Here is a 22,806-nt window from a genome sequence, read left to right on the forward strand (position 1 = left end):
AAAAATTATTTAATTGATGGCAAAATTCTCTTTACATGAATTATAGCCATTTTTAAAAAATATTTTATAAAATTTACCTTATTTGTTGTAAGGAACTTTTTCAACTATCATTACCATATTATCATCAATTCTTTTTGTTCTTGAAAATTGATGATTAGCCCGAACACCTAATACCGATAAAATTTCTTCATTTGAATCTACAAGTATTGGCCAATCGTCTCTTTCAATTAAAGGGATTTTTTCATCAATAAAAAGGCGGGATAATCGTTTCGGCGCTTGCATTCCGTTTAACTGAATTCGATCACCTTCTTTTCGCTTCCGAACCTTAAGAGGAAAAGCAATTGCGTTGGAATTGAAATAATATGCGGCTATATCATTTTGTTGGCAACCCGTTTCATCAGAGAGTTTTCCTATGTATAAACGAAAACCATTTAAAACGTTCCATTCCCCAATTTTGATTTGTTGAATATAGTCTTCTTCATTATTGGATGTTTGATATTTAAAGAATGCAATGTCGCCATAACTTCTATTTGCAATAATTTGGTTTGGTAAATGAATTGTTGCGTTCCCTTCTTGGGACTTACATAATTCCAAAATATTACTATAAATAGCGTAACTTTGGTTGTCTGAAGGTTGATAAAGATAGTTTAATAGTATTAAAATGATTCTTCTTTGTAAAGCAAGTGGCTCTTTTTGAAATGGACGAATATGTAGTACAAAACGATCCTCCATTTTTTCTACAACTGAGGAAAAGCGTTTTTTTGCGAGTTCAAGTAAAAATTCGTCATCTTGTTGCAAATTTTCCGCTAATTGAACCGCATGAATTGCCACCTGTTTATTTTCGTTTTTTAACAATGGAATAATATGATGTCGGAATCGATTTCGAGTATAATCATCTTTCATATTGCTCGCGTCTTCTCGGAAGGAACCGCCTTTTTCCTGTAAATAATTTGTTATTTCTTCTTTTGTAACCACTAAAAAAGGACGGATTATAGCGCCAACCGAAAACGCTCGTTTTGCGGAAATGCCTTTGAACCCATTGACGTTTCCGGATCTTGCAAGAGACATCAGCATAGTTTCCAACTGATCATCCGCATGATGAGCTGTCACTAGCTTATTGATGTTGTATTGTTTCATGATGTTTGCAAAAAATGCATACCGCTCTCTGCGACAAATTGCTTGAGAATTCCCACCCTCTTTTTCCAACAAATCTGGAATGGGGATGCTTGTGCTAAAAATCGGAATCCCATGTTCTCTGCAAAACTGTTCCACAAATAGCCGATCTTCATAAGAAGCTTTCCCTCTCAACATATGGTCCACATGAGCAACATATAAATCAACTTTACATTGTTCTTGTAATTGAATAAAAAAATGAAGCAATGCCATAGAATCAACGCCACCAGAACAAGCGATGAGAAGACGGTCTCCCGCTTCAACTAATTGTTGTTCTGCTATAAAATTTTGCACTTTTTTCTCAAAAGTTACCATCTTCTCACCTCATTTCCTCTAATTAACTAACCGGTCTAAAAACAGCCCATTTTGGCACCACATGTGAAACATTAAAAATAATTACCGTGCAGTCATCTTCCACTTCATACTGGCTTTGATAACTGTCCATCACATCATATAGAAGCGCTTCAATCGGCATTCCAACCCTGATTTTTGACTTTAACAATTTAACAAAATTACGTTCCTGTTCGTCCCAATCATATTTGCTAGAGAACAAACCATCGGAAACCATTACGACATAATCATCCGCTAGCAAATTGACTTTTTCCGTTTCAATGGAGAATACAGGCATGAACCCTACAGGTGCTGATGATCCTTCCACTTTCATTAGCTGCTCTCCGCGCAAAATATAAGTAGACATGCTACCTGCTTTCCAAGACCATAATTCACCCTTTTGTAAATCAACTAATGCAAAATCTATCGTCGCATACATATCAACTTCACGGTTTAGACTAAGGACATAATGCAATGTATGCATAGCAGTCTCTGGATTCATATTATAGCTTAAACATTCCCTCATTAATCTTACCAATCTTCTACTTTCCCGCTTTGCTTCTCGACTTTGACCCATGCCATCCGACAACATTATGGCTACTAATCCCGGATGAATGTGGAAAATGGCATGAGAATCCCCTGACACAACATTAGAGTTTTTCGCTCTACTATATATATCATACTGAATTTTATAGCGAACTGCAGAGCGAAATCTCACTTGAAAATGAGCAAATGGTGTCTTATGATTCGATATTCGATCCACTTGGAACGGTTCAGCAAAGACTTCATATAGAACTGGTAAAATGATTCGTTCACATAATAAATATAAATCGTCTCGAGTATCGTTGTTAATAAAGGAACAAACAATCACACGTTCCCCCAACGTATTATTTAAAACATCAATTTGAAAACAATCAATGTTTGCGCGTTTAAATTCATGGCTTAATTCTTCCTCAATCGTCTTAAATGAAAGCGTCTCGTTTTTCATATCTTCCATCAATTTATTCAAATGATTACTCAAGTCCCTCAATTGCAAAGCAATCATCTTTTTCCCATGATAGAATTGCCCATTCATTTTATCGTTATACAGCTGATAATCAAGTTCTTCCAACAATTTTGACGATTTTACGCATTTTGTTCGAATTTGTTCTTCCGCAAGCATTTGTTCTTTTTCACTTAATCCCGATTTCGCTAGGAACCATCTTCGAATATTTTCATCCATTCCAATATTTTTTTCTCCCCAGCATCTATCATATCGAAAACAACTCATACAAGTGGCACAAGGCTCAATCTTTCGAATTTCACTCACATTCTCAGTTGACGTAAAGCGCTCAAAAACTAATTCTTTCATAAACAAAACAAAACGTTGAAACGTCTCTAACTTTTCCGTTGTATGTTCCGTTAGCCATTCCTGCCTTTTAAGCAATACTTCATCTCGTTTTGGACGAATGATATTTTCCAAAAAGTTTAGCATTTTTTCTGGCAATAATAAAAAGACTACACCCGCTATCAAGACCGATACAAAATAAACGCTATCTAGTGGCAACGTTGAATCATAAAAAAAGAAAAAGATGCTGGGTATTAAACTACCTATTACAGCGCCTACTCTTCCAATCCCTTTACACAACCCGCTCGATACGCCCGTTAAAGCATAAACAGCAATCATTCCCGTGAAAGAAAGCTCTGATATTCCTACTAATGCTCCAATAATAGTTGAAACGCTTGAGGCAACCGTTATTCCACCAGTAATGGCAGCAATGCAAATCGATAAATGCAGAACAAATGTAAAAAGTGAAAAATACGATATCGTTAATGAATGCATCCCAGTTAAAACGACCGCTAAAATTACTAACCCCGCTCCTACCCGCTCATAACTCCAGGAAGCAGACCAAAAACGATAAGGTTCAACGAAAAATAGCTTCACAAAGATTGTCATGAAAAAAGCTAATATCATTTCATAATAAACATACAACTGTACTATGAAAGGAGGGATGCCCATATGCAAAATGCTTTGCCATAACAATTGTCCAAAAAAGATGGCAAGGGCCACAGCAATAGCCATAGGGGGCTTCCAATATCGGAACCGAATCAATAATTCGTAAAAACCAAGTTGCAGTAACAAAATCAAACCTTGCCCTAAACTCAAACTCAATGCACCAATTAACCCGCCGATGAACACTGCCCATTTCTCATTTTCATATCTATTTCGCACGATCGCCCATAATGGTAATAAAAAAGGAACAGCCGCTTCAAACATTACCGCTCTTGATAGAAAAAATGCTAACAACATGAAGAATAAATGAAGAATTAGGCTTACCTTTTTAATAGTAAAACGACTGAAATGCTCTTGCCATGACGACTTTTCATTCAGCATTTGGATATTTGACATATTCCATCCCCCTCATCTATATCATTTGTTTCGGTCTATTATATAAAAGAAGGGATGTAAAATTTGTCTAGTACTGTTCTAGTTTAAAAAAATTGTTCGACGAATTACTTAATAACATAACAAATTGTTAATTTAGGCTAGTTTTTGTCGTTTTTTTTCTTAACATTTGATAACTATAAGGAATTTATTTTGGAATTTTATGCTGATAAAATGAAGATATTTTTGGTTAATCGGAATTCTAAAGGTTCTTGGAAGGTATAAGCTCTTACTCAAATAATATTGAAAACTACAATTAAGTATTTTTATAAACTAATTCAATTCCATAAAATTTTCACAATCTAACTTTCTAGAATAATTTTGTCTCGCAACTACAAGTAAAATCATTACCAATTAAATAAAAAAAAGTCGACTATTGACGGAATATAGTCGACCCATTTTAACGAATAACCGATTTTGTTATCTGTATTTTGACATTTTCATTGTAAAAAAGATTATTTAAAAATTACTCAATTAAAACAGACAGCAAACTACCCTCTTCTTGCGCCACGTCCACCTCGTTTTGACTCAGTTGCACGTCTTAATGAAGCAAGACGTTCATCACTATCTCTTAAGAATTTCGCCATTTTCTGTTCAAAACTTTCTTTTGATTGGCGTTCGTTTCGTTCATTTGAACGGTTATCACGACGTGGTCTTTGAGGACGTTCAGGTCTTTCTGATTGAGCTTTAGCCTTTCTTATCGATAGGCCAATTTTTCCATCCTCTTCAACATTTAACACTTTCACTTCAACGATATCTCCAACTTTTAGATGATCGTTAATGTCTTTCACGTAGTTATCAGCTACTTCACTAATATGGACAAGGCCCGTCTTACCATCTGGCAGCTCAATAAACGCTCCAAAATTTGTAATTCCTGTGACCTTCCCCTGTAATTTGCTGCCTACTTCAATTGACATAAAAAAAATGCTCCTCCTTAAAATTTAAACGGCTAATAAAATATCGCCAGTAATCATAATTATATAAAATGAGCAAAAAATTTGCTAATGCTCTCTTTTATTATAGCCAACAAAAAAAGAGTGTCAACAAGACAACTCTTTTTCAGCCTGTATTTTTTATTCTCTTCATTTCTTCAATAGTAATTTCTTATTTTTAAATAACAATTTTAATACAGCCTGGAAAAATGTCATTTTTTATTCTTTTTATCTTCTTCATTTTCTTTTTCTTCTTTAGGGATGGAGAAAATGATTTCTCCTTCCTCCGATAAGAAGTATTCTTTACGGGCTAATTTTGCAATATATTCATCATCTTCAAGTTTTTTTATTTGCAACTGTAATAATTCTTGTTCTTTTTTTATTTCTTGAAGTTCTGATAATACCTTTTCTTTTTCTGCTTCTTTTTGCGCTAATCTTTCATTTTGGTTAAAGATCATACTGATTAAACTAATTATGACGACGGATGCGATGACAAAGAATAGAGACAGCCTTCTTCTTAATCGGATTTTTTGCTTCGTCAACTTTTCCATTTGACGATTTGCAGAACGGACATAGTCATTATCTATTTTACGAATATTCATATTCCCATGTCTGTTATTATAATGCTTGGCCACATCCGTCACCTCCTAAATAGTCATTGTATTGTCATTATACTTAGTATTTAACGTTTTTTAAAGATTGCTCTTTTTAAGTTTATAAATTTTCTGTGAAATGGTCTTTTCGCAACCACAAATAGTTTGTAAAAAGGGTTAAATAGTACAATTAAAATTCGAATTACTAGTCTAATAATCCCTTTTATTGTTTTCAGAGTAATTTTTACAATCGCTATTATTGGATTAATAAAAATAATGATAAATACCCTGCCGAGAAACCGGAAAAATGGCTGAAAAAATGATTCATATAGAAAAATACCTAAAATTTGTGATAATGGGTCTACTAAACGCCACTCTCCACCCTTTATTAAATAGATAATATAAAAACTTGCAACACCTAGCAGTGCCCAGACGAAAACCTCAACGATTAATGAAAACTTTCGTAATAATGACTTAGGTGACAAGGCGCTGATGTAAATTCTTGTTGCATCAATAACCGCGCCAATTATAACGCCACTTATCGTCATTATTACGATACTGAAAAACTGTTCGTTAACTGTCATCCAAATAATTTATGGAGGAAGCCTTTAGTTAACCCATTTTCATCATCATCATATTGAAGGGCTTTTACATTTCCTTCTAGTGTTAATAATCCTTTGTCCACATCTAAATGAACAATGCGCAATTCCTCTCCACGAATAAGCAAGTGTCCTTGTGATGTTCTTACGTAAAATTCCTCCTGGTCGAATCTTTCAATTTCCTTTACTGATGTCATGTCCATTCTTTTTCTATTTCTCACTGTCACGAGATGATCTCCAGAAGTAATAGTGTAATTGCTTTCTTGATGTATTTGTGTCATTTATCGTTCCTCCTTTAATGGTTTGTTCTGTTCACTTTATGCGGGAAATAAAAAAAGCATGACAACAAAATAGATGTCATGCTATAAAAAAATATTTTTTCTTCTCTTTTTTTTATTCTTCATCATCGATAAATTCTGGTTCGATTTTTTCTAACTTTTCTTCCTTGATTATGGTAAACATTTTACTTGCATCTTCTTTTCGAACATTCTCTTTAATTTCTTCTATGCGAACAGTGACGATTTTTTGTCCAAAGCGGATCATTAGCTCGTCACCTGCACTTACGTTGGAAGAGGCTTTTGCAACTTTTCCGTTAATTGTAATTCGCCCTTGTTCGGCAACTTCTTTTGCCAAGGTGCGGCGTTTAATTAATCGAGATACTTTTAAAAATTTATCTAATCGCATAACTTACTCCTTTTCTAAATGTTTTGCTTCATTCCAAAATTCATCTAGTTGTTCTAACGTAAAATCTTGAAAAGTTTTTCCGCTCTTTCTCACTTGTTCTTCAACAAATCGAAATCTTCTAGCAAATTTTTCATTGGCGTGAACCATTGCTTCTTCAGGGGATATATTATAAAAACGAGCAATATTGACAAGGGTGAACAGAACATCTCCAAATTCGTCCATTATCGATTCATTGTTACCTTTCTCCAGTTCTTCACGGAATTCCTTCCATTCCTCATCGAATTTCGATAAAGCACCGCTTGCATCTGGCCAATCAAAGCCTACTGTAGCGGCTTTCTTCTGGTAATTATAAGAAGTTTGCAATGATGAATTTGGTCGGTACTCCCCTTTTAATAAAGATTCTTTTTGTTCACCTTTCTCTTGCTTTTTAATTTCTTCCCAATTCAATACAACTTCATCTGCATCTTTCACTGAAAGATCGCCGAATACGTGCGGATGACGACGAATCATTTTTTCAGAAATGCTTTCCAACACTTCTTCTAAATTAAAATAGCCTTCATCTTCTCCAATTTGAGCATGCAAGAAAACTTGCAATAAAATATCCCCAAGTTCTTCTACCATGCCAAAATCATCTTTTTCATCAACCGCTGCTAGGAATTCATGAGTCTCCTCAATCAAATATTTTTTTAAACTTTCATGAGTTTGTTTTCGGTCCCATGGACAGCCATTCGGTCCGCGCAATGTAGCAATAATGTTTCTAAAAGTAGTCCAGTCTTTTAAAGCGTCTAGATGACTTTTTACTGGCGGAACATAAATAGTCGTTAAATTATTCAATTCCATCGCTTGATCCAATTCATAAAGCGGAATCGTTTTAATCAGTTCATTACTAGATCCTGCACCAGTAACAACGGTAATTGGATAATCATCCCGATATTTTTCCATTAGTGTTAATTTCACTTCGGATGCGCTAAATTGGTCATACACTTGAGCTATCAGTACATGGGAACGCATGTTAACGTCATGAATGGAGAAGTTTGTCCCATCTAGCAACTGAAACCCTTCAATAGGATCGATTTTTAGGGCAGCAAATATCGGATCTAAAAAACTTTGTCCTCCTTCAATTGCTAATTGAACTTTTCCTTCTCTTTCAGCTTCAATTAACAATTGTACTGTTTGCTCAGCCACTAAAGGATGGCCAGGTACTGCGTATACAATAGGTTCTGACTGCGCAGCTTCTAATAAATGTTCAACAATCTCTTGATAAACCGGTTGAAACGTATCATGTTTTTCATACACGTGATCAAAACTTTCAAATTGGATTCCTTCGTCTTGCAACACACGCAATACAGGGTGTTCCATTGTACGAACAAAAACTTTTTTTGCTTCTTTTAATTTTTTATAAATACCAATTGGTAATTGTTCATAATCCGATGCACCGAGCCCCATGATTGTTATATGCATTTTTCCACCTACTTTCTTCTATTTAACAAAAGCTGATAAACAGCCATTCTCCGGCCAAAAGGGATTAAAAACCACTCTTTTTCGGAAAGCATACGAGATTTTGCTACAAACGTCAAAAATACAAAAGCTCCTGTAGCAATTAAGATTGTTCCGAAACATACTGCTTCTACTCGACTGTTAGCAAATATACCTCTCTTCATTTGGAGAAACCCATCTAATAAGAAAACAGCAAAAGTCATTACAGTGCTTGCGCCGATTAATTTTATGTAATAGTTACGAGGAGCCAATTGAATGAACGTTAATTTTTTTAAATAAAGGATAAGTAAAATTGCAGCGATAAATAGCACTGCGCTGCTCGTAACTGCAGAACCTAATACGTTCATGAAAGGTACAAGAGCCATATTGCCGATTAATTTAAAACAAATAGCACCTGCTAAAATGAAAAATGGTACTTTTAATTTCCCCATGCCTTGTAAGATAGCTGTGAACGTCAAAATAATCGATAACGGTATAATTTGTAGTACATAAACGGTTAATACGTTTTGAAGCGAATTCGTTTCAAATAACATTTCGTTCACATAAGGCATCACAATCATTAATCCTAATGAAGAAGCTACTCCAAAAAGTAGGGCTGTTCGATATGTTAACTGAATAAAAGGTTTTGCTCCTCTTCCTGTATTTTTTTTGGACTGAACAGCTACTAGCGGAACAATAGCAATTGATAAAGAAGAGGCGATCAAGATGCCCAATTGCACAAGTGGTTGGCCACGATCATAAATCCCTTTCGTTTCTTTTGCGAGTTGCGAGTCAATTCCATTTTCGATCATTAACGAATAAACAGTAAACGAATCGATTAATTGAAAACTTAAGAGCAATAAACTGCTCATACTTATACTTAAACTTAATAAAGTCGCTTCTTTCACAATCGGCCATTTCTTTACTGCACTCTTCGTTTTTTGGAAAGGAAAGGAAGGAAATGTTTTCTTGGCATAATATAACAACAGTAGAACCCCTGCTACTTCCCCTATGACAGTTCCTAACACTGCCATATTGCCCGCTAAGTAAAGAGAGCCAGAAGTAAACATCACAAAAATGGCTCCAGCTAAAATAGTCGTAACTCGAATGAGTTGCTCAAATACTTGGGCATTGGCTACTGGGGCCATCGCGCCTTGGGATTGAAAAGTTCCCTTCAGTATTGCAAGTATCGGCATAAACAATGTAACAAAGGAACCTGTTCTTAGTAGTGGAGATAACTGCTCATCTCCCATTAATGTTGCTAATAAATCGGCTCCTAAAAATAGGAACGAAAAAAAGAATAACGATAATGCTACTAAATATAAAAATACCGTTTGGGAAATAATGTACTTTTTCCATTCAGCATTAGGAGATAATTCCGCATCGGCCAACATTTTAGAAATCGCTACAGCGAATCCCCCTGAAGTCCATACAACGAAAAATGATATAAAAGGATATACTTGTTGATAAATATAAAAACCCGCATCTCCCACTAAATTTTGAAAGGGCACTCGATAAAAGGCGCTCAATATTTTTACGATAATCGCTGATATAGTTAGTAATAAAGCGCCTTTCATATATCCTTTCATTCCAAATGAATTTGACATACCTTATCCTCTTTCCTTATCTACATAATAGAAAGTATACCAAAGAGTCGTTTAAATAAAAAAATCTACTTTCTTCCCACTTGTACATAACTTCTACCAAAATATTATTTGGTAATCGAATCTCCTAACTGGGCCAATCAATGTATTTCTTAAAACCAAATATTGAAGCAGTAAACATATGCTATTCACGGTACAATTCCCTATGTTGCATGTTGTGTTACTTTCCTAAACAATGAAAAAACGCCTCTTATAGAAAGAGACGTTTTCCTTCTGATTTAGTTTTCCATTTGCTTTGCTAAGAAGTGTGCCGCTGTTTCCGCTGCTTTTTGTTCCACTTCGCTTAGGAAATGAACTTTAGATAGCAAATATACCGCCCCAATTGTATCACCATTTGCAACGATTGGAGCTACACAATAAGATTTCACTTGCTCAAATTGTCCTGGTACTAATTCAATTGTTGTTTCATTCTTTTCCATCACAACTGAGCGCTGTTTCATAAAATCCTCTGCAAAAGTTGAAAGTCGACGATTTGTGTAATCCTTCTTAGATAATCCTGCAACAGCGATCATTTCATCTCGATCGCTTATTAATGCTGGAGTTCCAATTGTTTCATACAAGGATTCTACGTATTCTTTTGCAAACTCGCCTAAGTCATTTATCGGTGAATATTTTTTTAGAATAACTTCACCTTCTCTATCCGTATAAATTTCCAAAGGGTCTCCTTCACGAATGCGCATTGTTCTGCGAATTTCTTTTGGTATTACAACACGACCTAAATCATCGATACGACGTACTATTCCTGTTGCTTTCATCTATGCTGCCTCGCTTTCTGAATCGTATTATTTCACAGATAGTATGTTTACTCTTTAGGCAAAGTATGCAAAAAATACATTGAGAGGATTTTGTTTTTATTTCGTCGAAAATTTGTAAAATTAATATGTCCAAAAAATTTTAAAAATATAACAATAATTGAAAACATTAAACAACAATGAAGGAATAAAAAGACCCAAAATATAATATTTGGGTCATTTCTTACAGTCTTATTTTGCCTCTTGTTCCACTACATTATTCTTCCTTGCCTTATAAACAATTTCAACGACTTGTTCCAATACTTCAAGCGGTTCATATTTTCCACATTTTTTTTCATCAATTGTTAGAGTCAATATCGGTCCATCCATACTAAATCCAACTGCTCGATCAAATTTCATTGTTTCCGTTACTACAACAGAGCCATCCACATTTTTTGTGCCTTCTTCTGAAAACACAATTGAAATGACTTTTTGTTTTTCTTTGATTGACACAATACCTGAATGTGTAGCCCACGCCTTAATTCGAGCTATGCGCAACAGCTTCTCTGTTTCAGGAGGCATATCCCCAAATCGGTCGTGTAATTCTTCCAGAATTTCATGGTAATCTTCCGGATTTTCCATCGCTTTAATCCGTTTATACATTTGAATTTTCTGATACCCATCAGGAATATACCGATCAGGTATATACGCGTCAACATGAAGAATCACTTCGACTTCTTCTTTCTCTTCACGCTTCACTCCTTTTTGTTCAGCAATCGCTTCTTCTAATAATTGAGTATATAAGTCAAATCCTACGGTATCGATAAAACCATGCTGCTGTGCACCTAGTAAATTCCCTGCACCACGAATGGAAAGGTCGCGCATTGCAATTTTAAAACCGGATCCTAATTCCGTAAATTCTTTAATGGCTTGAAGTCGTTGTTCTGCAACTTCGTTTAGCACTTTATCACGTTGATACATGAAATATGCATATGCTACTCGGTTTGATCTTCCTACACGGCCACGCAATTGATAAAGCTGAGAAAGCCCCATCTTATCAGCATCTTGGACAATGAGCGTATTTACGTTTGGCATATCAACGCCCGTTTCAATAATCGTAGTAGTCACAAGCACATCAAATTCGCCATTTAAGAAGCTAAGAATCACTGACTCCAGTTGGGCCTCAGTCATTTTTCCATGCGCATAACCAATTCGAGCTTCCGGCACGAGCATTTGAATTTCTTCTACTTTTTTCGTCATATCCTCTACACGATTATATAAATAGAAAGTCTGACCTCCTCGTGCCATCTCCCTTTCAATGGCTTCTCGCACTAACGCGCCATTATATTCCATCACATACGTTTGAACTGGGAAACGATTTTGCGGAGGTGTTTCAATAACAGAGAGATCTCTTACACCAACCATTGACATATGGAGGGTTCTTGGAATCGGAGTCGCTGTTAATGTCAACACATCCACGTTCGTCTTTAACTGTTTAATTTTTTCCTTATGGGTAACGCCAAATCGTTGTTCCTCATCGACTATCAATAATCCTAAATCTTTAAACGTTACATCTTTAGAAAGAAGTCGATGAGTACCGATGACGATATCCACCGTTCCATCTTTTAGTCCTTTAATTGTTTCCAATTGTTCCTTTCGAGTGCGGAATCGGCTTAATAAGCCCACTTTAATTGCATAATCCTGAAATCTTGTGCTAAAGGTTTCATAATGTTGTTGTGCTAATATGGTCGTTGGCACAAGAAACGCCACTTGCTTACCGTCCATTATCGCTTTAAAAGCTGCACGAATTGCCACTTCCGTTTTACCGTATCCCACATCACCGCAAACGAGCCGGTCCATTGGTCGTTCCCGTTCCATATCCCGCTTTACTTCAAGAATTGTACGAAGCTGATCCTCAGTCTCTTCATAAGGGAAAGCACTTTCAAATTCACGTTGTTCATCTGTATCAGGCGAAAAAGCAAACCCCTTTTCTGATTCCCGTTTTGCGTATAGTTTAATTAATTCTTCTGCTATATCTTTAACAGCAGATGAAACTTTTGCTTTGGCTTTTTTCCATTCTGTACCGCCCAGTTTATGAAGCTTTGGTTCCTTCCCTTCTGAAGAAACATACTTTTGAATTAAATCAATTTGATCAACAGGTACATATAATTTATCATCACCGCGGTAACGAATATGAAGATAATCTTTATGCGTTCCGTTCACTTCAAGAGTTTGAATACCAATATATTTTCCGATTCCGTGATGAACATGAACAACATAGTCGCCCGGCTTTATCTCTGTATAGCTTTTAATCCGTTCAGCATTGGTCATCTTTTGAGAACGAGTTTTTTTCCGTTTAGCTTGCTGTTTAAATAATTCATCATCTGTCACTACTGCTAAACGTTGCAATGGCAATTCAAATCCTGAACTAAGCTGTCCATCAATTAAGAAGATTCCTTCTCCCTTTGGATGTCCAATGGTGACATCAATCTTGTAATCTTCTAAAATATTTTTGATTTTTTCTAATCGACGTTCTCCATCAGCGACAAATAGCACAGTAAATTTTTCTCGATTCCAGCGTTCAATTTCACTTTGTAAGAGCGGTATTTGTCCGTGAAATTGTTGCATTGGTTTGCAGGAAAAATTCGTTGTTTGGTCAAACCGAATACCGGTAAAGTTGCGAGTAAACAATGTAAGATATATTTTTTGCAAATCCAACATAGAGAAAATTTCTTTAAAGGTGTAAGAAGGTTGAACATCATGAACCATTTTTCCTTCTTCTATTAATGATATGAACCACTCTTCTTCTTCCCGCTCCCATGCTCCTGTCACTTCTTGAATTCGACCAAGCTCATCGAATAAGATAATGCCATCTTTTGAAAAATAATCTCCTAAAAATGCTGGTTGTTCATATAATAATGATCCATATTTCGTCACATGATTAGGTAAATTCCCTTGTTTCAACATTTCAATATCGTACTTGATATTTTCATATAATGCTTCTTGAACTTCCTGTTTTTTGACCTTTTTTATACTTCTTGAAAGAGCTTTTTCTAAACGCTCTGCCAATTGAATGCGCTGGTCTAACGTCAACAGCAACTCAATGGCCGGCAAAATACGACACGACTCTAGCTTTTTAACGGAACGTTGATCGTCTGCAGAAAATTCACGGATGGAATCTACTTCGGTATCAAAAAGTTCAATACGAAATGGTGACTCTGCATAGGGTGGATAGATATCTAGTATTCCTCCACGCAATGCAAACTCACCTGGTGTTGTTACCATTTGGCTTCGTGTATATCCCATTTCTACTAATTTCGAAAGCCATTGGTCTATATCTATTTCTTGACCGACATGTACTTCTAAAAGGTTATGTTTCCATTGTTTCACTGGCGTCATATATTTACGCATACCTGCAATAGGAATAACGTAAATCGCTACTTCTTCTCTTATTAAGTGATCCAATGTAGAAATCCGTCCTGCTCTTAATTCAGGAGATGCTATCGTCATGTCTGCTGCAATAAATTCATCTGCAGGATAATAATGAACATATCCTTCTCCTACAAGGGATGTTAAATCGTCTACTAACTTTTGCGCTTGCAATAAATTAGGAGATAAAATATAAATTGGTCGTTTTAATTCATTAAAAAGCGCATTAATAAAAACTGCACGTGCACTTCCAGTTAACCCTGTAATTAATTGAGATTTAAACGTTTGTTCTTTCAATTGGTTAATTAGCATGTTTATATGTTTATCTTGAGAGAATAATTGAGTTATAACTCCCATTGTATAAACCTCCTTCCAACTTAGGCACTCGTTATGTAGCCATTCTATAAATCAACCGAAACATTACGTTTATTTCGTTTACTGCAAGTTTACAATATATTGGAAAAAGCCTTGGACAATTTTCGTCCAAAGCGTTATTTTTATTGAATCCATTTTTTTAAAGCATAATAATCAGGAAATTGTCGTAACGATTCCTCACAATGTTCACAAATACAGTGTACTGTCGTTACTCCAAGTTCATCTTTTTCGATAAATTCTTCTATTTCGCCAACTTCGAATAAATGAAGCTTGCGTATTGTTTCTTCTTCACTAAAAGGTAATGTACCCAATTCGGTATCGCAATATCTACAACGGTAACGAACAGTCATACTGGATCCTCCTTAACGAGCTTCGGTATATATTCCAAGTATAGACTGTTCGATTATCAATTATGCACTGTAATTTATTTCAACACTTTTTGCTTAATTAAATTCATTCATTACATCAATGAATTTTTTAGACAATGATGCCTCACAGGCTTGGACCACTTTTTCAATTGCTTGTTCAATAACAGGCTCTTCTTCCTTAGAAAACTTTGAAAGGACATAATCAGGGACTTTCATGCCAGCCGGCGGTCTGCTAATACCGACACGAATGCGTTTAAATTCCTGCGTTCCAATATGCTGAATAAGCGATTTAATGCCGTTATGCCCTCCAGCACTTCCTTTTTGCCGAAGCCGAAGTTTACCTGTCTCCAAGTCTAAATCGTCGTAAATAACAATTATATCTTCAACATCTATATCAAAGTAATCCATGATTGGTCGAACACATTCACCAGATAAGTTCATGTACGTTAGCGGTTTCAACAACATTACTTTTCCTTCAGGTCGATGGACAACTGTATACATACCTTTAAACTTTGATTCACTTAATGTCACATTCCATTTTTCTGCTAACGCATCTATACACATAAATCCAATATTATGTCGAGTACGATCATAATTTTTGCCTGGATTACCTAAGCCTATTATTAGTTTCATGAAACCATTCCTTTTTATCCTAATTCGCTGCGCTTATTTTATCACATAATATAAAAAAAAGTGTTAAATAAAGACACTAAGTATGTAAACTTTCTATCATTCCTCTTACATTGTTTATGCTAATACCCATGCTATCATCAAATCTAAAGCCTATCTGAACACAATAAGAAAAGGGTTGTCCAAGTCAGATACTTAGACAACCCAATGGTTTATGCTTGAGATTCAGGAGCTTCTGTAGCCTTCATATCTTGATTATCATTATCTCCTTGTCCTGCATCGCGAGCAGTTGCTGGAGAAGTGACTGTAAATACTGTTACGTCATCACCTTCAATAATATTGAAATTGAGCCTTTCTCTAAGATCACTTACAAAAAGTGTATCTCCAATCCCTAATTCCGATACATCCACTTCGATTTTCTCTGGAAGTTCAGCGGGCTTCACTTTTATTTTTAATGTACTTAGAATTTGGGTTAGTACTCCGCCTTCTTTTACACCAATCGCTTCTCCAACTGCATGGATTGGTACATCAACTTCAACTTCCTCATCCATGTTTACTGACAAAAAATCAACATGGAGTACTTGTCCTTTTAACGGGCATCTTTGCACTTCATTAATGAGTGCTTTTAGTTTTTTCCCTTCTACCTCAATATCGAAAATACTTGTACTTCCTCTTTTTTGAACTTCTTTTGCTACCTCTTTATAATCGATTGCAATTGGCGTATTTTCAATATTATAGCCATAAATGACAGCAGGTAATTTTCCTCCTTTTCTAAGTTGGGTAAGCTCTGAACGTACACCAGTCTTACGTACTGACGCTTGTAATACTGTGCTCACGATTTCAACCCCTCCATTAGAAAATTATGGACTACCTAATTTCTATTATAGTCCATTTTCTGAAAGTTTCCATAAATCTCACATCGCAATAAAGTATGTGTTCTTTTTCATTCTGTCCAAATTGCTAAAATTTTAAAAAAAATGCAGACAAAATCTTATCTGATTTTGTCTACATTTTATTTCAAGCATTAATCAAATAATGTACTTACAGATTTGTTTTCATAGATGCGGGAAATTGCTTCCGCCATTAATGGTGCAACAGATAATTGAGTAATTTTTGAAATCATTTTTTCCTCTGGTAATTTAATTGTATTTGTAACAACTAATTCTTTAATAACAGAGTTTTGAATTCGTTCGATTGCTGGACCTGATAACACAGGATGTGAACAGCAAGCATATACTTCTTTTGCTCCGTTTTCTAGCAATGCATTCGCACCAATTGTAATCGTTCCAGCAGTATCAATAATATCATCAATTAAAATACAAATTTTTCCTTCAACGTTACCAACGATGTTCATTACTTCTGCCACATTTGGTTTTGGTCTACGTTTATCAATAATGGCAATCGGCGCTTTTAAGCGTTCAGCCATTTTTCGAGCTCTTGTCACTCCACCGTGGTCTGGAGAAACGACTACAACTTCATCTTCAGCAAAGTTTTTAGATTTAAAGTAATCGGATAATAGCGGAACGGCCATTAAATGGTCAATTAAAATATCAAAGAACCCTTGGATTTGAGGAGCGTGTAGATCCAACACAATTACACGTGTTGCACCAGCAGTTTCCAATAAATTCGCTACTAGTTTTGCAGTGATTGGTTCACGAGCTTTTGCTTTACGATCTTGTCGAGCATAACCATAATAAGGAATCACTACATTGACTGTGCGTGCAGATGCTCGTTTTACTGCATCGATCATAATTAAAAGTTCCATTAAATGTTCATTTACTGGATGAGAAGTTGATTGAACGATAAACACGTCACAACCGCGAATACTTTCTTCAATATTAATTTGAACTTCTCCATCACTAAAGTGTTTTACAGAACATTTCCCTAACTCAACACCCATTAGCTCAGCAATTTCTTGTGCTAGCGGATAATTTGAATTAAGCGAAAATATTTTTAATTTAGAATCAGCGTATGAATACGGCATGATGGCCTCCTAATTTATTTTAATTTTTTTGCGTAATCTATTTTATTTTCTTGTCGAGCACGTGCAATTGCTAATGAATCTTTCGGAACTTCTTTTGTAATTGTAGATCCAGCAGCAATGAATGATCCTGTTCTCAATGTCACAGGCGCTACTAAATTAGCATTGCATCCTACGAAGACATTATCCTCGATAATTGTTTTATGTTTATTTTTTCCATCATAGTTAACGGTAATGGAACCGCAACCTATATTAACATTTTTCCCAACTTCAGCGTCACCTATATAACTTAGATGCGATACTTTAGATTCATCTCCAATTTTGCTTTTCTTCACTTCCACAAAGTTACCAATCTTCACATGATTGCCTAACTCTGCTTCAGGTCTTAAATGAGCAAATGGTCCAACAGAAGTATCTTCCCCTATTACACTTTGTTGCACTACTGAATGTTTAACAACAGTACGATTACCAATTGTGCTATCATTAATTTGGCTATTCGGTCCGATTACACAATCTTCTCCAATCACTGTTTTCCCTTCAATTACAACACCAGGATAGATGATTGTATCTCGACCAATTTCAGCATCAATACTAATATGTGTCATGGAAGGGTTAATAATTGTTACTCCATTCGCCATATGTTTTTTATTGATGCGTTCACGCATAATTTCTTCAGCTTGAGATAAGGCAATTCGATCATTTACGCCAAGCGTTTCATTGAAATCTTCACAAACGTAAGCGGTAACAATTTCGCCTTTCTGTTTTAAAATTTCAATGACATCTGGCAAATAATATTCTCCTTGTGCATTATTATTATTCACTAATTTTAATGCTTCAAATAACGCCTTGTTATCAAAACAGTAAGTTCCAGTGTTGATTTCTTTTTCCAAACGTTGTTCTGGTGTCGCATCTTTGTGTTCTACAATTTGAGCCACTTGACCTTGATCATCACGAATTACTCGACCATATCCTGTAGGATCATCTGCAATTGCAGTAAGAATTGTTGCTTTTGCATTTTGAGCAACGTGATGTTCAAATAACGCCTTCATTGTTTCCGGGCGAATCAAAGGTGTATCTCCACAAACAACTAAGGTTACGCCCTCTAAATCACCTAATATTGATTCAGCCTGCATTACGGCATGGGCTGTTCCAAGTTGCTCTGACTGAAGTACGTATTCAGATTTTTCGCCAAGTTGTTCTTTTACTTTATCTGCACCATGACCTACAATTGTTACAATACGATTAACATCTAAAGTTAATATATTGTCAACAACATGTTCGACCATTGGCTTACCACATACGGGATGTAATACTTTGTATAATTTGGACTTCATGCGAGTTCCTTGGCCTGCAGCCAGCACGATCGCAAAAATGTCATTCATCCTAAGTCCCCCAATTTTAGCTCATGTTCTCTTATGACTATATAGTAATTTTGTTCGATTTTCAAGGCATTGAAAGGTTGTCAAGACATCTTATCTCCCTCTCTATTATATTTTTTTTACATCTGTTTTCATATTATTTTTTTTTAGAAAGTTTATGAAAGTGTTCATTCATGCTAATCTTGTACACATTAATTCCTTTACAAGCACACAAAAAAACGTCCCAAAAGTAAATAACTTACTTTTGAGACGCTTTTTTTATGCGTTTGCTTTTTCTAATTGAGATTCTTCGTTTTGAATTTCTACTTTTTCTTCACCGGCAGCATGATAAGCAGCTAACACAACGTCTTGAATTTTATTGCGTGTGTTAGAATTAATTGGATGCGCTATATCACGGAATTCACCATCCGGTGTTCTTTTGCTTGGCATAGCCACAAAAAGACCGTTATTCCCATCAATCACTCGAATATCATGAACAACAAACTCATCATCTAGTGTGATGGAAGCAATTGCACGCATACGCCCATCTGTTTGTACACGTTTTAGTCTTACGTCAGTAACTTCCATTCTTTCACTCCTCTCTTTCCTCTAGGATGCCTTTAAGTTTTTACAATTCTACAAAACTGAAAAAATTCCTTCTAACTTTTCGGAAAATTTTCAAATAATTTTTAACACTACCGTCGCATAAATGATATCTGAATTTTCAGTTTTATTTTTTCTGGACTTTAGAGAAAAAACGAAAACACCTAAGCGAGGGTAGTAAACATCCATTTTTTTACTATAACCTATGACTTGTGCAACAACGACTGGCAAACCTTTATGGGACGCCGTTTCCTTCGATTTTTCGTAACCAAATGTGAGCGGATTTCCACAAAGAAGCCTTTAAATAGCGACTAATTTGTAAGTAACTGCGTTCGCTATTCGTGTTCAACTGAGCTAAAACATTTAGACAGTACACTATCATGGCTACGTACACTTGATTATGTACAGCTTGTTCACTGTGACCAAAAAACTTTTTAATGTTCAGATGTTGTTTCATCCATTTGAAAAAAAGTTCGATTGCCCAACGTGATTGGTAGATTTCTGCAATTTCATCTGCGTCAATGTCAAACCGATTTGTCAGTAAATGAAGCTCATTTCCTTTTGTATCATGCAATTTGAGTAAGCGAAACACGTTTTCAGAACGATTTTGTGGTGTTCCAATGACAACCATTTCATCAGAGAATACGGGTGAATCTTCTGGTAACGAAAAGGATTCTAACACTCGGACAACAGCGTTTTTACGCAAACGGGTCACAAAGAAATAGCCATCTTCCGTCATTTGATCAAAGCGCCCATAATCCAAGTAACCACGATCAAACACGTACATGCATTCTTTGTCATCCACGAATACTTCTAGTTGACCACGATCATGTTCGTTGGCATTCGTGAGTACGGCTTTATCTGGATAGGAGAGTCCTTTTTCCATAAAAACAAGTCGTAAGTGAAGCTTTACTCCTGATTTTGTTTTTCGAAACTCTGCCCACTTATGATTGGTCAAATTAAGCGGTAATGTACTCGAATCAATGATTTTTAGTGGCGTTGTCAGCTTTCTTCGCTTTTGAAAATGTGTTTTCTCATGAATTTGAGCCACTAAATCAAGAAAAATCGATTGAAAGAAAACCGTTGGAATGGCGTTGATTCGTCTCCCTAACTGTGAAAAACTAATCGATTCCAATCCCGTTGCTCGTTGTAATTCTTCTAAAAAGACAGCGTCACTCAACGCCCGTAAACTCTCGGTTTCATGGAGTTGGGCATACAAAAGCAGTTTCATAAATGAAGCCATATAAAGCTTCTTGGTATAGTGATTTAATTGATGTGTTTTCACTAGGTCGTCAAATAATGGACGATTAATCGGTGAAAACCATTGTTCAAATGATGTTTTTCGTGTAAACTTATCCATGGTTTTGTCCTTTGTATTGGATTTGGATGGTTTACTACCACCCAACCATTATAAAGGATTTTTTTGTGTTTAGATTATATTTCAGAAAATTCGGTTTATTTGAAGGTGTTAAATTATTTTAATGCGACGCTAGTGAATTTTTAAGTGTTTTATATTTTTGTAAATAGACGTTTTTCATAATAAATAATTGAAATCGAGTAGGAGGGAGTGATTAGCTCCCGTCCTCTCACACCACCGTACGTACGGTTCCGTATACGGCGGTTCAATTAAGATGATTGACGCAAGTCTTTATATAACTTCCGTGAATAGCTGTTCTCTTTATGCCAGTGGTCACTCCACCCTCCAAGAGGTCCCCCACGGGATTCACCGCTTCCTCCCTCAAGTGAGGTACTACGTTTTCTGTGTTCATCATGACTCACTGAATGCCAAGGGCTATTCTCTCTTAATTGTTCGGTCCTTCTTAGTAGTTCTAAACCAACTAATACTATGACCTCTGCTGACTTCTGACGGTTCAGCTACTTATCACTAAGTAGGTTATGAAGAGTACTTCACATATCCGCCAGACCTCCCCGGGTAAGTACATGCACTTTCACACCATCTATCCGCCTCATCTACTCGATATGACCTTCGACAGAAAGAGCTTTGTTTTGTTTTGCAAACTCACTCAATCATACCTAGCCTTATATGAGGTTCGTGTTCCTCGGACCGGTGTTTTGCCTCCAGCTTCCTTCAGATTCCGCGTCACCACGGACACCCTTTCGTTGAGCTAACCTCTACTTCTGTCTTCGGGGTTCGGGACTTACACCCTATAGTTCATGTACATGCCGGGCGCACAAAATAAAGCGATGAATTCACCCTTGAATTCATCGCTTATTATTTATTCAAATACTGCAATTACTTCGATTTCTACTTTCACATCTTTTGGTAGTCTAGCAACTTCTACTGCTGAGCGAGCCGGTTTATGATCGCCAAAATTCGCTTCATAAACTTCATTCATCGCAGCAAAATCGTTCATATCGCTTAAGAATACAGTTGTTTTTACTACATTTTTTAATGATAATCCTGCAGCTTCAAGTACAGCCTTTAAATTTTTAAACACTTGGTTTGTTTGTGCAACAATATCTCCTTCAACTAATTCACCTTCAGGAGTTAATGGGATTTGACCAGAACTAAAGAAAAATCCATTTGCAATTATTCCTTGGGAGTAAGGTCCAATCGCTTGAGGAGCATTTGTAGTAGATACTGATTTCATTATAATCTCTCCTTTGAAAAATAATTTCCTTCGCTTAATTGAATCGTTCTCTCTTTTTCATTGACCGAATGAAGTTTTACTAAAGAATAATAATCATCTACTAAAGTTTCACCTGCATGTTCAGCTTCGACTAGAACAGCAATGCCTCCTAGAGTACAATCAAATTCCTCTAGCAAGTTTTTCATGCCATTCATCGTTCCGCCAACCTTCATAAAATCATCCGTAATCAAAACTCGTTGACCACTTTTCATACTACGCTTTGATAATACCATTGTTTGGATTCTTCTGGAAGAACCTGATACGTAGTTGATGCTTACTGTTGAACCTTCTGTTACTTTACTATCCCTGCGCACGACAACAACCGGCACATTTAAATGTCTAGCAATCGAATGAGCTATAGAAATTCCTTTCGTTGCAACTGTCATAATAGCATCGATTTGTTGGTCTTTAAAAATACTTGCAAACACTTTTCCTACACGATTCATTAATTCTGGATTTCCCAATAAATCGGTCATAAATAAATAACCACCAGGGAGTAAGCGATCTGATTTGCTTAATTCAGATATTAATATTTGTATGGTTTCTCGAACTTCATCATCCGATACAGTAGGAATATATTTAACTCCCCCACTCGCCCCAGGAACAGTGACTAATTCTCCAATACCTCTTTCTTCAAAAGTTCCTTTCACAATTGCTAAGTCTTCACTTATTGATGATTTAGCAGAATTATATAACTCAGCAAAATAGGTTAGTGGAATGAGTTGATGTGGATGCTCTAATAAATAATGTGTCATATCAACCAAGCGTTCACTACGCTTCCATTTCATGCAACCCTCTCCTAAT

Annotated in this window: 21 protein-coding genes; all 21 read right to left on the bottom strand. The window is 35.9% G+C overall.

Features of this window, described 5'->3' with window-relative positions; genetic code table 11:
- Positions 1-78: 78 nt before the first annotated feature.
- The 21 genes from tilS to purR all read right to left on the bottom strand — a co-directional run bounded on the left by tilS (position 79) and on the right by purR (position 22,790).
- Positions 79-1,488: a tRNA lysidine(34) synthetase TilS gene (gene tilS / locus NST98_RS12275; protein WP_340715231.1), complete on the bottom strand. Its 1,410-nt coding sequence runs from the start codon at positions 1,486-1,488 to the stop codon at positions 79-81.
- 22 nt (positions 1,489-1,510) lie between these two features.
- Positions 1,511-3,892, bottom strand: a complete 2,382-nt coding sequence (locus NST98_RS12280) for a SpoIIE family protein phosphatase (RefSeq protein WP_340715232.1) — start codon at positions 3,890-3,892, stop codon at positions 1,511-1,513.
- Positions 3,893-4,419: 527 nt separating this feature from the next.
- Positions 4,420-4,845, bottom strand: a complete 426-nt coding sequence (locus NST98_RS12285; protein WP_016838836.1) for a S1 domain-containing RNA-binding protein — start codon at positions 4,843-4,845, stop codon at positions 4,420-4,422.
- 227 nt (positions 4,846-5,072) lie between these two features.
- The gene (locus NST98_RS12290) at positions 5,073-5,495 is read right to left on the bottom strand and encodes an FtsB family cell division protein (RefSeq protein WP_340715233.1); all 423 of its coding nucleotides are present in this window, start codon (positions 5,493-5,495) and stop codon (positions 5,073-5,075) included.
- A gap of 47 nt (positions 5,496-5,542) precedes the next feature.
- On the bottom strand, positions 5,543-6,037 hold the full coding sequence (gene yabQ, locus NST98_RS12295) for a spore cortex biosynthesis protein YabQ (RefSeq protein WP_340715234.1): 495 nt from the start codon (positions 6,035-6,037) through the stop codon (positions 5,543-5,545).
- Positions 6,034-6,333: a sporulation protein YabP gene (gene yabP / locus NST98_RS12300; protein ID WP_016838839.1), complete on the bottom strand. Its 300-nt coding sequence runs from the start codon at positions 6,331-6,333 to the stop codon at positions 6,034-6,036. The genes yabQ and yabP overlap by 4 nt, the downstream gene beginning before the upstream one ends.
- 112 nt (positions 6,334-6,445) lie before the next feature.
- Positions 6,446-6,736: an RNA-binding S4 domain-containing protein gene (locus NST98_RS12305; RefSeq protein ID WP_016838840.1), complete on the bottom strand. Its 291-nt coding sequence runs from the start codon at positions 6,734-6,736 to the stop codon at positions 6,446-6,448.
- Positions 6,737-6,739: 3 nt separating this feature from the next.
- Entirely contained in the window at positions 6,740-8,197 is a 1,458-nt protein-coding gene (mazG, locus tag NST98_RS12310; RefSeq protein ID WP_340715235.1) for a nucleoside triphosphate pyrophosphohydrolase, read from the bottom strand.
- Positions 8,198-8,205: 8 nt separating this feature from the next.
- Positions 8,206-9,819, bottom strand: coding sequence for a putative polysaccharide biosynthesis protein (locus NST98_RS12315; RefSeq protein WP_340715236.1), 1,614 nt, complete (start codon positions 9,817-9,819; stop codon positions 8,206-8,208).
- A 275-nt stretch (positions 9,820-10,094) separates the two neighbouring features.
- A complete protein-coding gene (gene spoVT, locus NST98_RS12320) occupies positions 10,095-10,631 on the bottom strand; it encodes a stage V sporulation protein T (protein ID WP_016838843.1) in 537 nt (178 codons plus the stop codon).
- Between the two features lie 228 nt (positions 10,632-10,859).
- Entirely contained in the window at positions 10,860-14,393 is a 3,534-nt protein-coding gene (mfd, locus tag NST98_RS12325; protein WP_340715237.1) for a transcription-repair coupling factor, read from the bottom strand.
- Between the two features lie 140 nt (positions 14,394-14,533).
- Positions 14,534-14,761 (bottom strand): anti-sigma-F factor Fin, encoded by a 228-nt coding sequence (locus NST98_RS12330; RefSeq protein WP_340715238.1) that lies wholly within the window; start codon positions 14,759-14,761, stop codon positions 14,534-14,536.
- Positions 14,762-14,854: 93 nt separating this feature from the next.
- Positions 14,855-15,412, bottom strand: a complete 558-nt coding sequence (pth, locus tag NST98_RS12335; protein WP_016838846.1) for an aminoacyl-tRNA hydrolase — start codon at positions 15,410-15,412, stop codon at positions 14,855-14,857.
- Between the two features lie 209 nt (positions 15,413-15,621).
- The gene (locus NST98_RS12340; protein ID WP_016838847.1) at positions 15,622-16,245 is read right to left on the bottom strand and encodes a 50S ribosomal protein L25/general stress protein Ctc; all 624 of its coding nucleotides are present in this window, start codon (positions 16,243-16,245) and stop codon (positions 15,622-15,624) included.
- Positions 16,246-16,433: 188 nt separating this feature from the next.
- Positions 16,434-17,393 carry a ribose-phosphate diphosphokinase gene (locus tag NST98_RS12345; RefSeq protein ID WP_016838848.1) on the bottom strand — a complete coding sequence of 320 codons (960 nt, stop codon included), beginning with the start codon at positions 17,391-17,393 and terminating at the stop codon, positions 16,434-16,436.
- A 14-nt stretch (positions 17,394-17,407) separates the two neighbouring features.
- Positions 17,408-18,772, bottom strand: coding sequence for a bifunctional UDP-N-acetylglucosamine diphosphorylase/glucosamine-1-phosphate N-acetyltransferase GlmU (glmU, locus tag NST98_RS12350; RefSeq protein WP_096549927.1), 1,365 nt, complete (start codon positions 18,770-18,772; stop codon positions 17,408-17,410).
- 255 nt (positions 18,773-19,027) lie between these two features.
- Positions 19,028-19,336, bottom strand: a complete 309-nt coding sequence (gene spoVG / locus NST98_RS12355) for a septation regulator SpoVG (protein ID WP_016838850.1) — start codon at positions 19,334-19,336, stop codon at positions 19,028-19,030.
- A 250-nt stretch (positions 19,337-19,586) separates the two neighbouring features.
- On the bottom strand, positions 19,587-20,711 hold the full coding sequence (locus tag NST98_RS12360) for an IS4 family transposase (RefSeq protein WP_340715239.1): 1,125 nt from the start codon (positions 20,709-20,711) through the stop codon (positions 19,587-19,589).
- Positions 20,712-20,973: 262 nt separating this feature from the next.
- Positions 20,974-21,123: a hypothetical protein gene (locus tag NST98_RS12365; protein ID WP_340715240.1), complete on the bottom strand. Its 150-nt coding sequence runs from the start codon at positions 21,121-21,123 to the stop codon at positions 20,974-20,976.
- Positions 21,124-21,588: 465 nt separating this feature from the next.
- The gene (locus NST98_RS12370; protein ID WP_016838851.1) at positions 21,589-21,963 is read right to left on the bottom strand and encodes a RidA family protein; all 375 of its coding nucleotides are present in this window, start codon (positions 21,961-21,963) and stop codon (positions 21,589-21,591) included.
- Positions 21,963-22,790: a pur operon repressor gene (gene purR, locus NST98_RS12375; protein WP_016838852.1), complete on the bottom strand. Its 828-nt coding sequence runs from the start codon at positions 22,788-22,790 to the stop codon at positions 21,963-21,965. The genes NST98_RS12370 and purR overlap by 1 nt, the downstream gene beginning before the upstream one ends.
- Positions 22,791-22,806 lie beyond the last annotated feature (16 nt).

Source organism: Ureibacillus sp. FSL W8-0352 (genome assembly GCF_038004345.1).
Lineage (GTDB): Bacteria > Bacillota > Bacilli > Bacillales_A > Planococcaceae > Ureibacillus > Ureibacillus thermosphaericus.

Bases quoted from the DNA above. Each gene is read 5' to 3' on its own strand.
- tilS (WP_340715231.1), bottom strand. From the start codon at position 1,488: ATGGTAACTTTTGAGAAAAAAGTGCAAAATTTTATAGCAGAACAACAA.
- NST98_RS12280 (WP_340715232.1), bottom strand. From the start codon at position 3,892: ATGTCAAATATCCAAATGCTGAATGAAAAGTCGTCATGGCAAGAGCAT.
- NST98_RS12285 (WP_016838836.1), bottom strand. From the start codon at position 4,845: ATGTCAATTGAAGTAGGCAGCAAATTACAGGGGAAGGTCACAGGAATT.
- yabQ (WP_340715234.1), bottom strand. From the start codon at position 6,037: ATGACAGTTAACGAACAGTTTTTCAGTATCGTAATAATGACGATAAGT.
- yabP (WP_016838839.1), bottom strand. From the start codon at position 6,333: ATGACACAAATACATCAAGAAAGCAATTACACTATTACTTCTGGAGAT.
- NST98_RS12305 (WP_016838840.1), bottom strand. From the start codon at position 6,736: ATGCGATTAGATAAATTTTTAAAAGTATCTCGATTAATTAAACGCCGC.
- mazG (WP_340715235.1), bottom strand. From the start codon at position 8,197: ATGCATATAACAATCATGGGGCTCGGTGCATCGGATTATGAACAATTA.
- NST98_RS12315 (WP_340715236.1), bottom strand. From the start codon at position 9,819: ATGTCAAATTCATTTGGAATGAAAGGATATATGAAAGGCGCTTTATTA.
- spoVT (WP_016838843.1), bottom strand. From the start codon at position 10,631: ATGAAAGCAACAGGAATAGTACGTCGTATCGATGATTTAGGTCGTGTT.
- mfd (WP_340715237.1), bottom strand. From the start codon at position 14,393: ATGGGAGTTATAACTCAATTATTCTCTCAAGATAAACATATAAACATG.
- NST98_RS12330 (WP_340715238.1), bottom strand. From the start codon at position 14,761: ATGACTGTTCGTTACCGTTGTAGATATTGCGATACCGAATTGGGTACA.
- pth (WP_016838846.1), bottom strand. From the start codon at position 15,412: ATGAAACTAATAATAGGCTTAGGTAATCCAGGCAAAAATTATGATCGT.
- NST98_RS12345 (WP_016838848.1), bottom strand. From the start codon at position 17,393: ATGCCGTATTCATACGCTGATTCTAAATTAAAAATATTTTCGCTTAAT.
- glmU (WP_096549927.1), bottom strand. From the start codon at position 18,772: ATGAATGACATTTTTGCGATCGTGCTGGCTGCAGGCCAAGGAACTCGC.
- spoVG (WP_016838850.1), bottom strand. From the start codon at position 19,336: ATGGAAGTTACTGACGTAAGACTAAAACGTGTACAAACAGATGGGCGT.
- NST98_RS12360 (WP_340715239.1), bottom strand. From the start codon at position 20,711: ATGGATAAGTTTACACGAAAAACATCATTTGAACAATGGTTTTCACCG.
- NST98_RS12365 (WP_340715240.1), bottom strand. From the start codon at position 21,123: ATGATGAACACAGAAAACGTAGTACCTCACTTGAGGGAGGAAGCGGTG.
- NST98_RS12370 (WP_016838851.1), bottom strand. From the start codon at position 21,963: ATGAAATCAGTATCTACTACAAATGCTCCTCAAGCGATTGGACCTTAC.
- purR (WP_016838852.1), bottom strand. From the start codon at position 22,790: ATGAAATGGAAGCGTAGTGAACGCTTGGTTGATATGACACATTATTTA.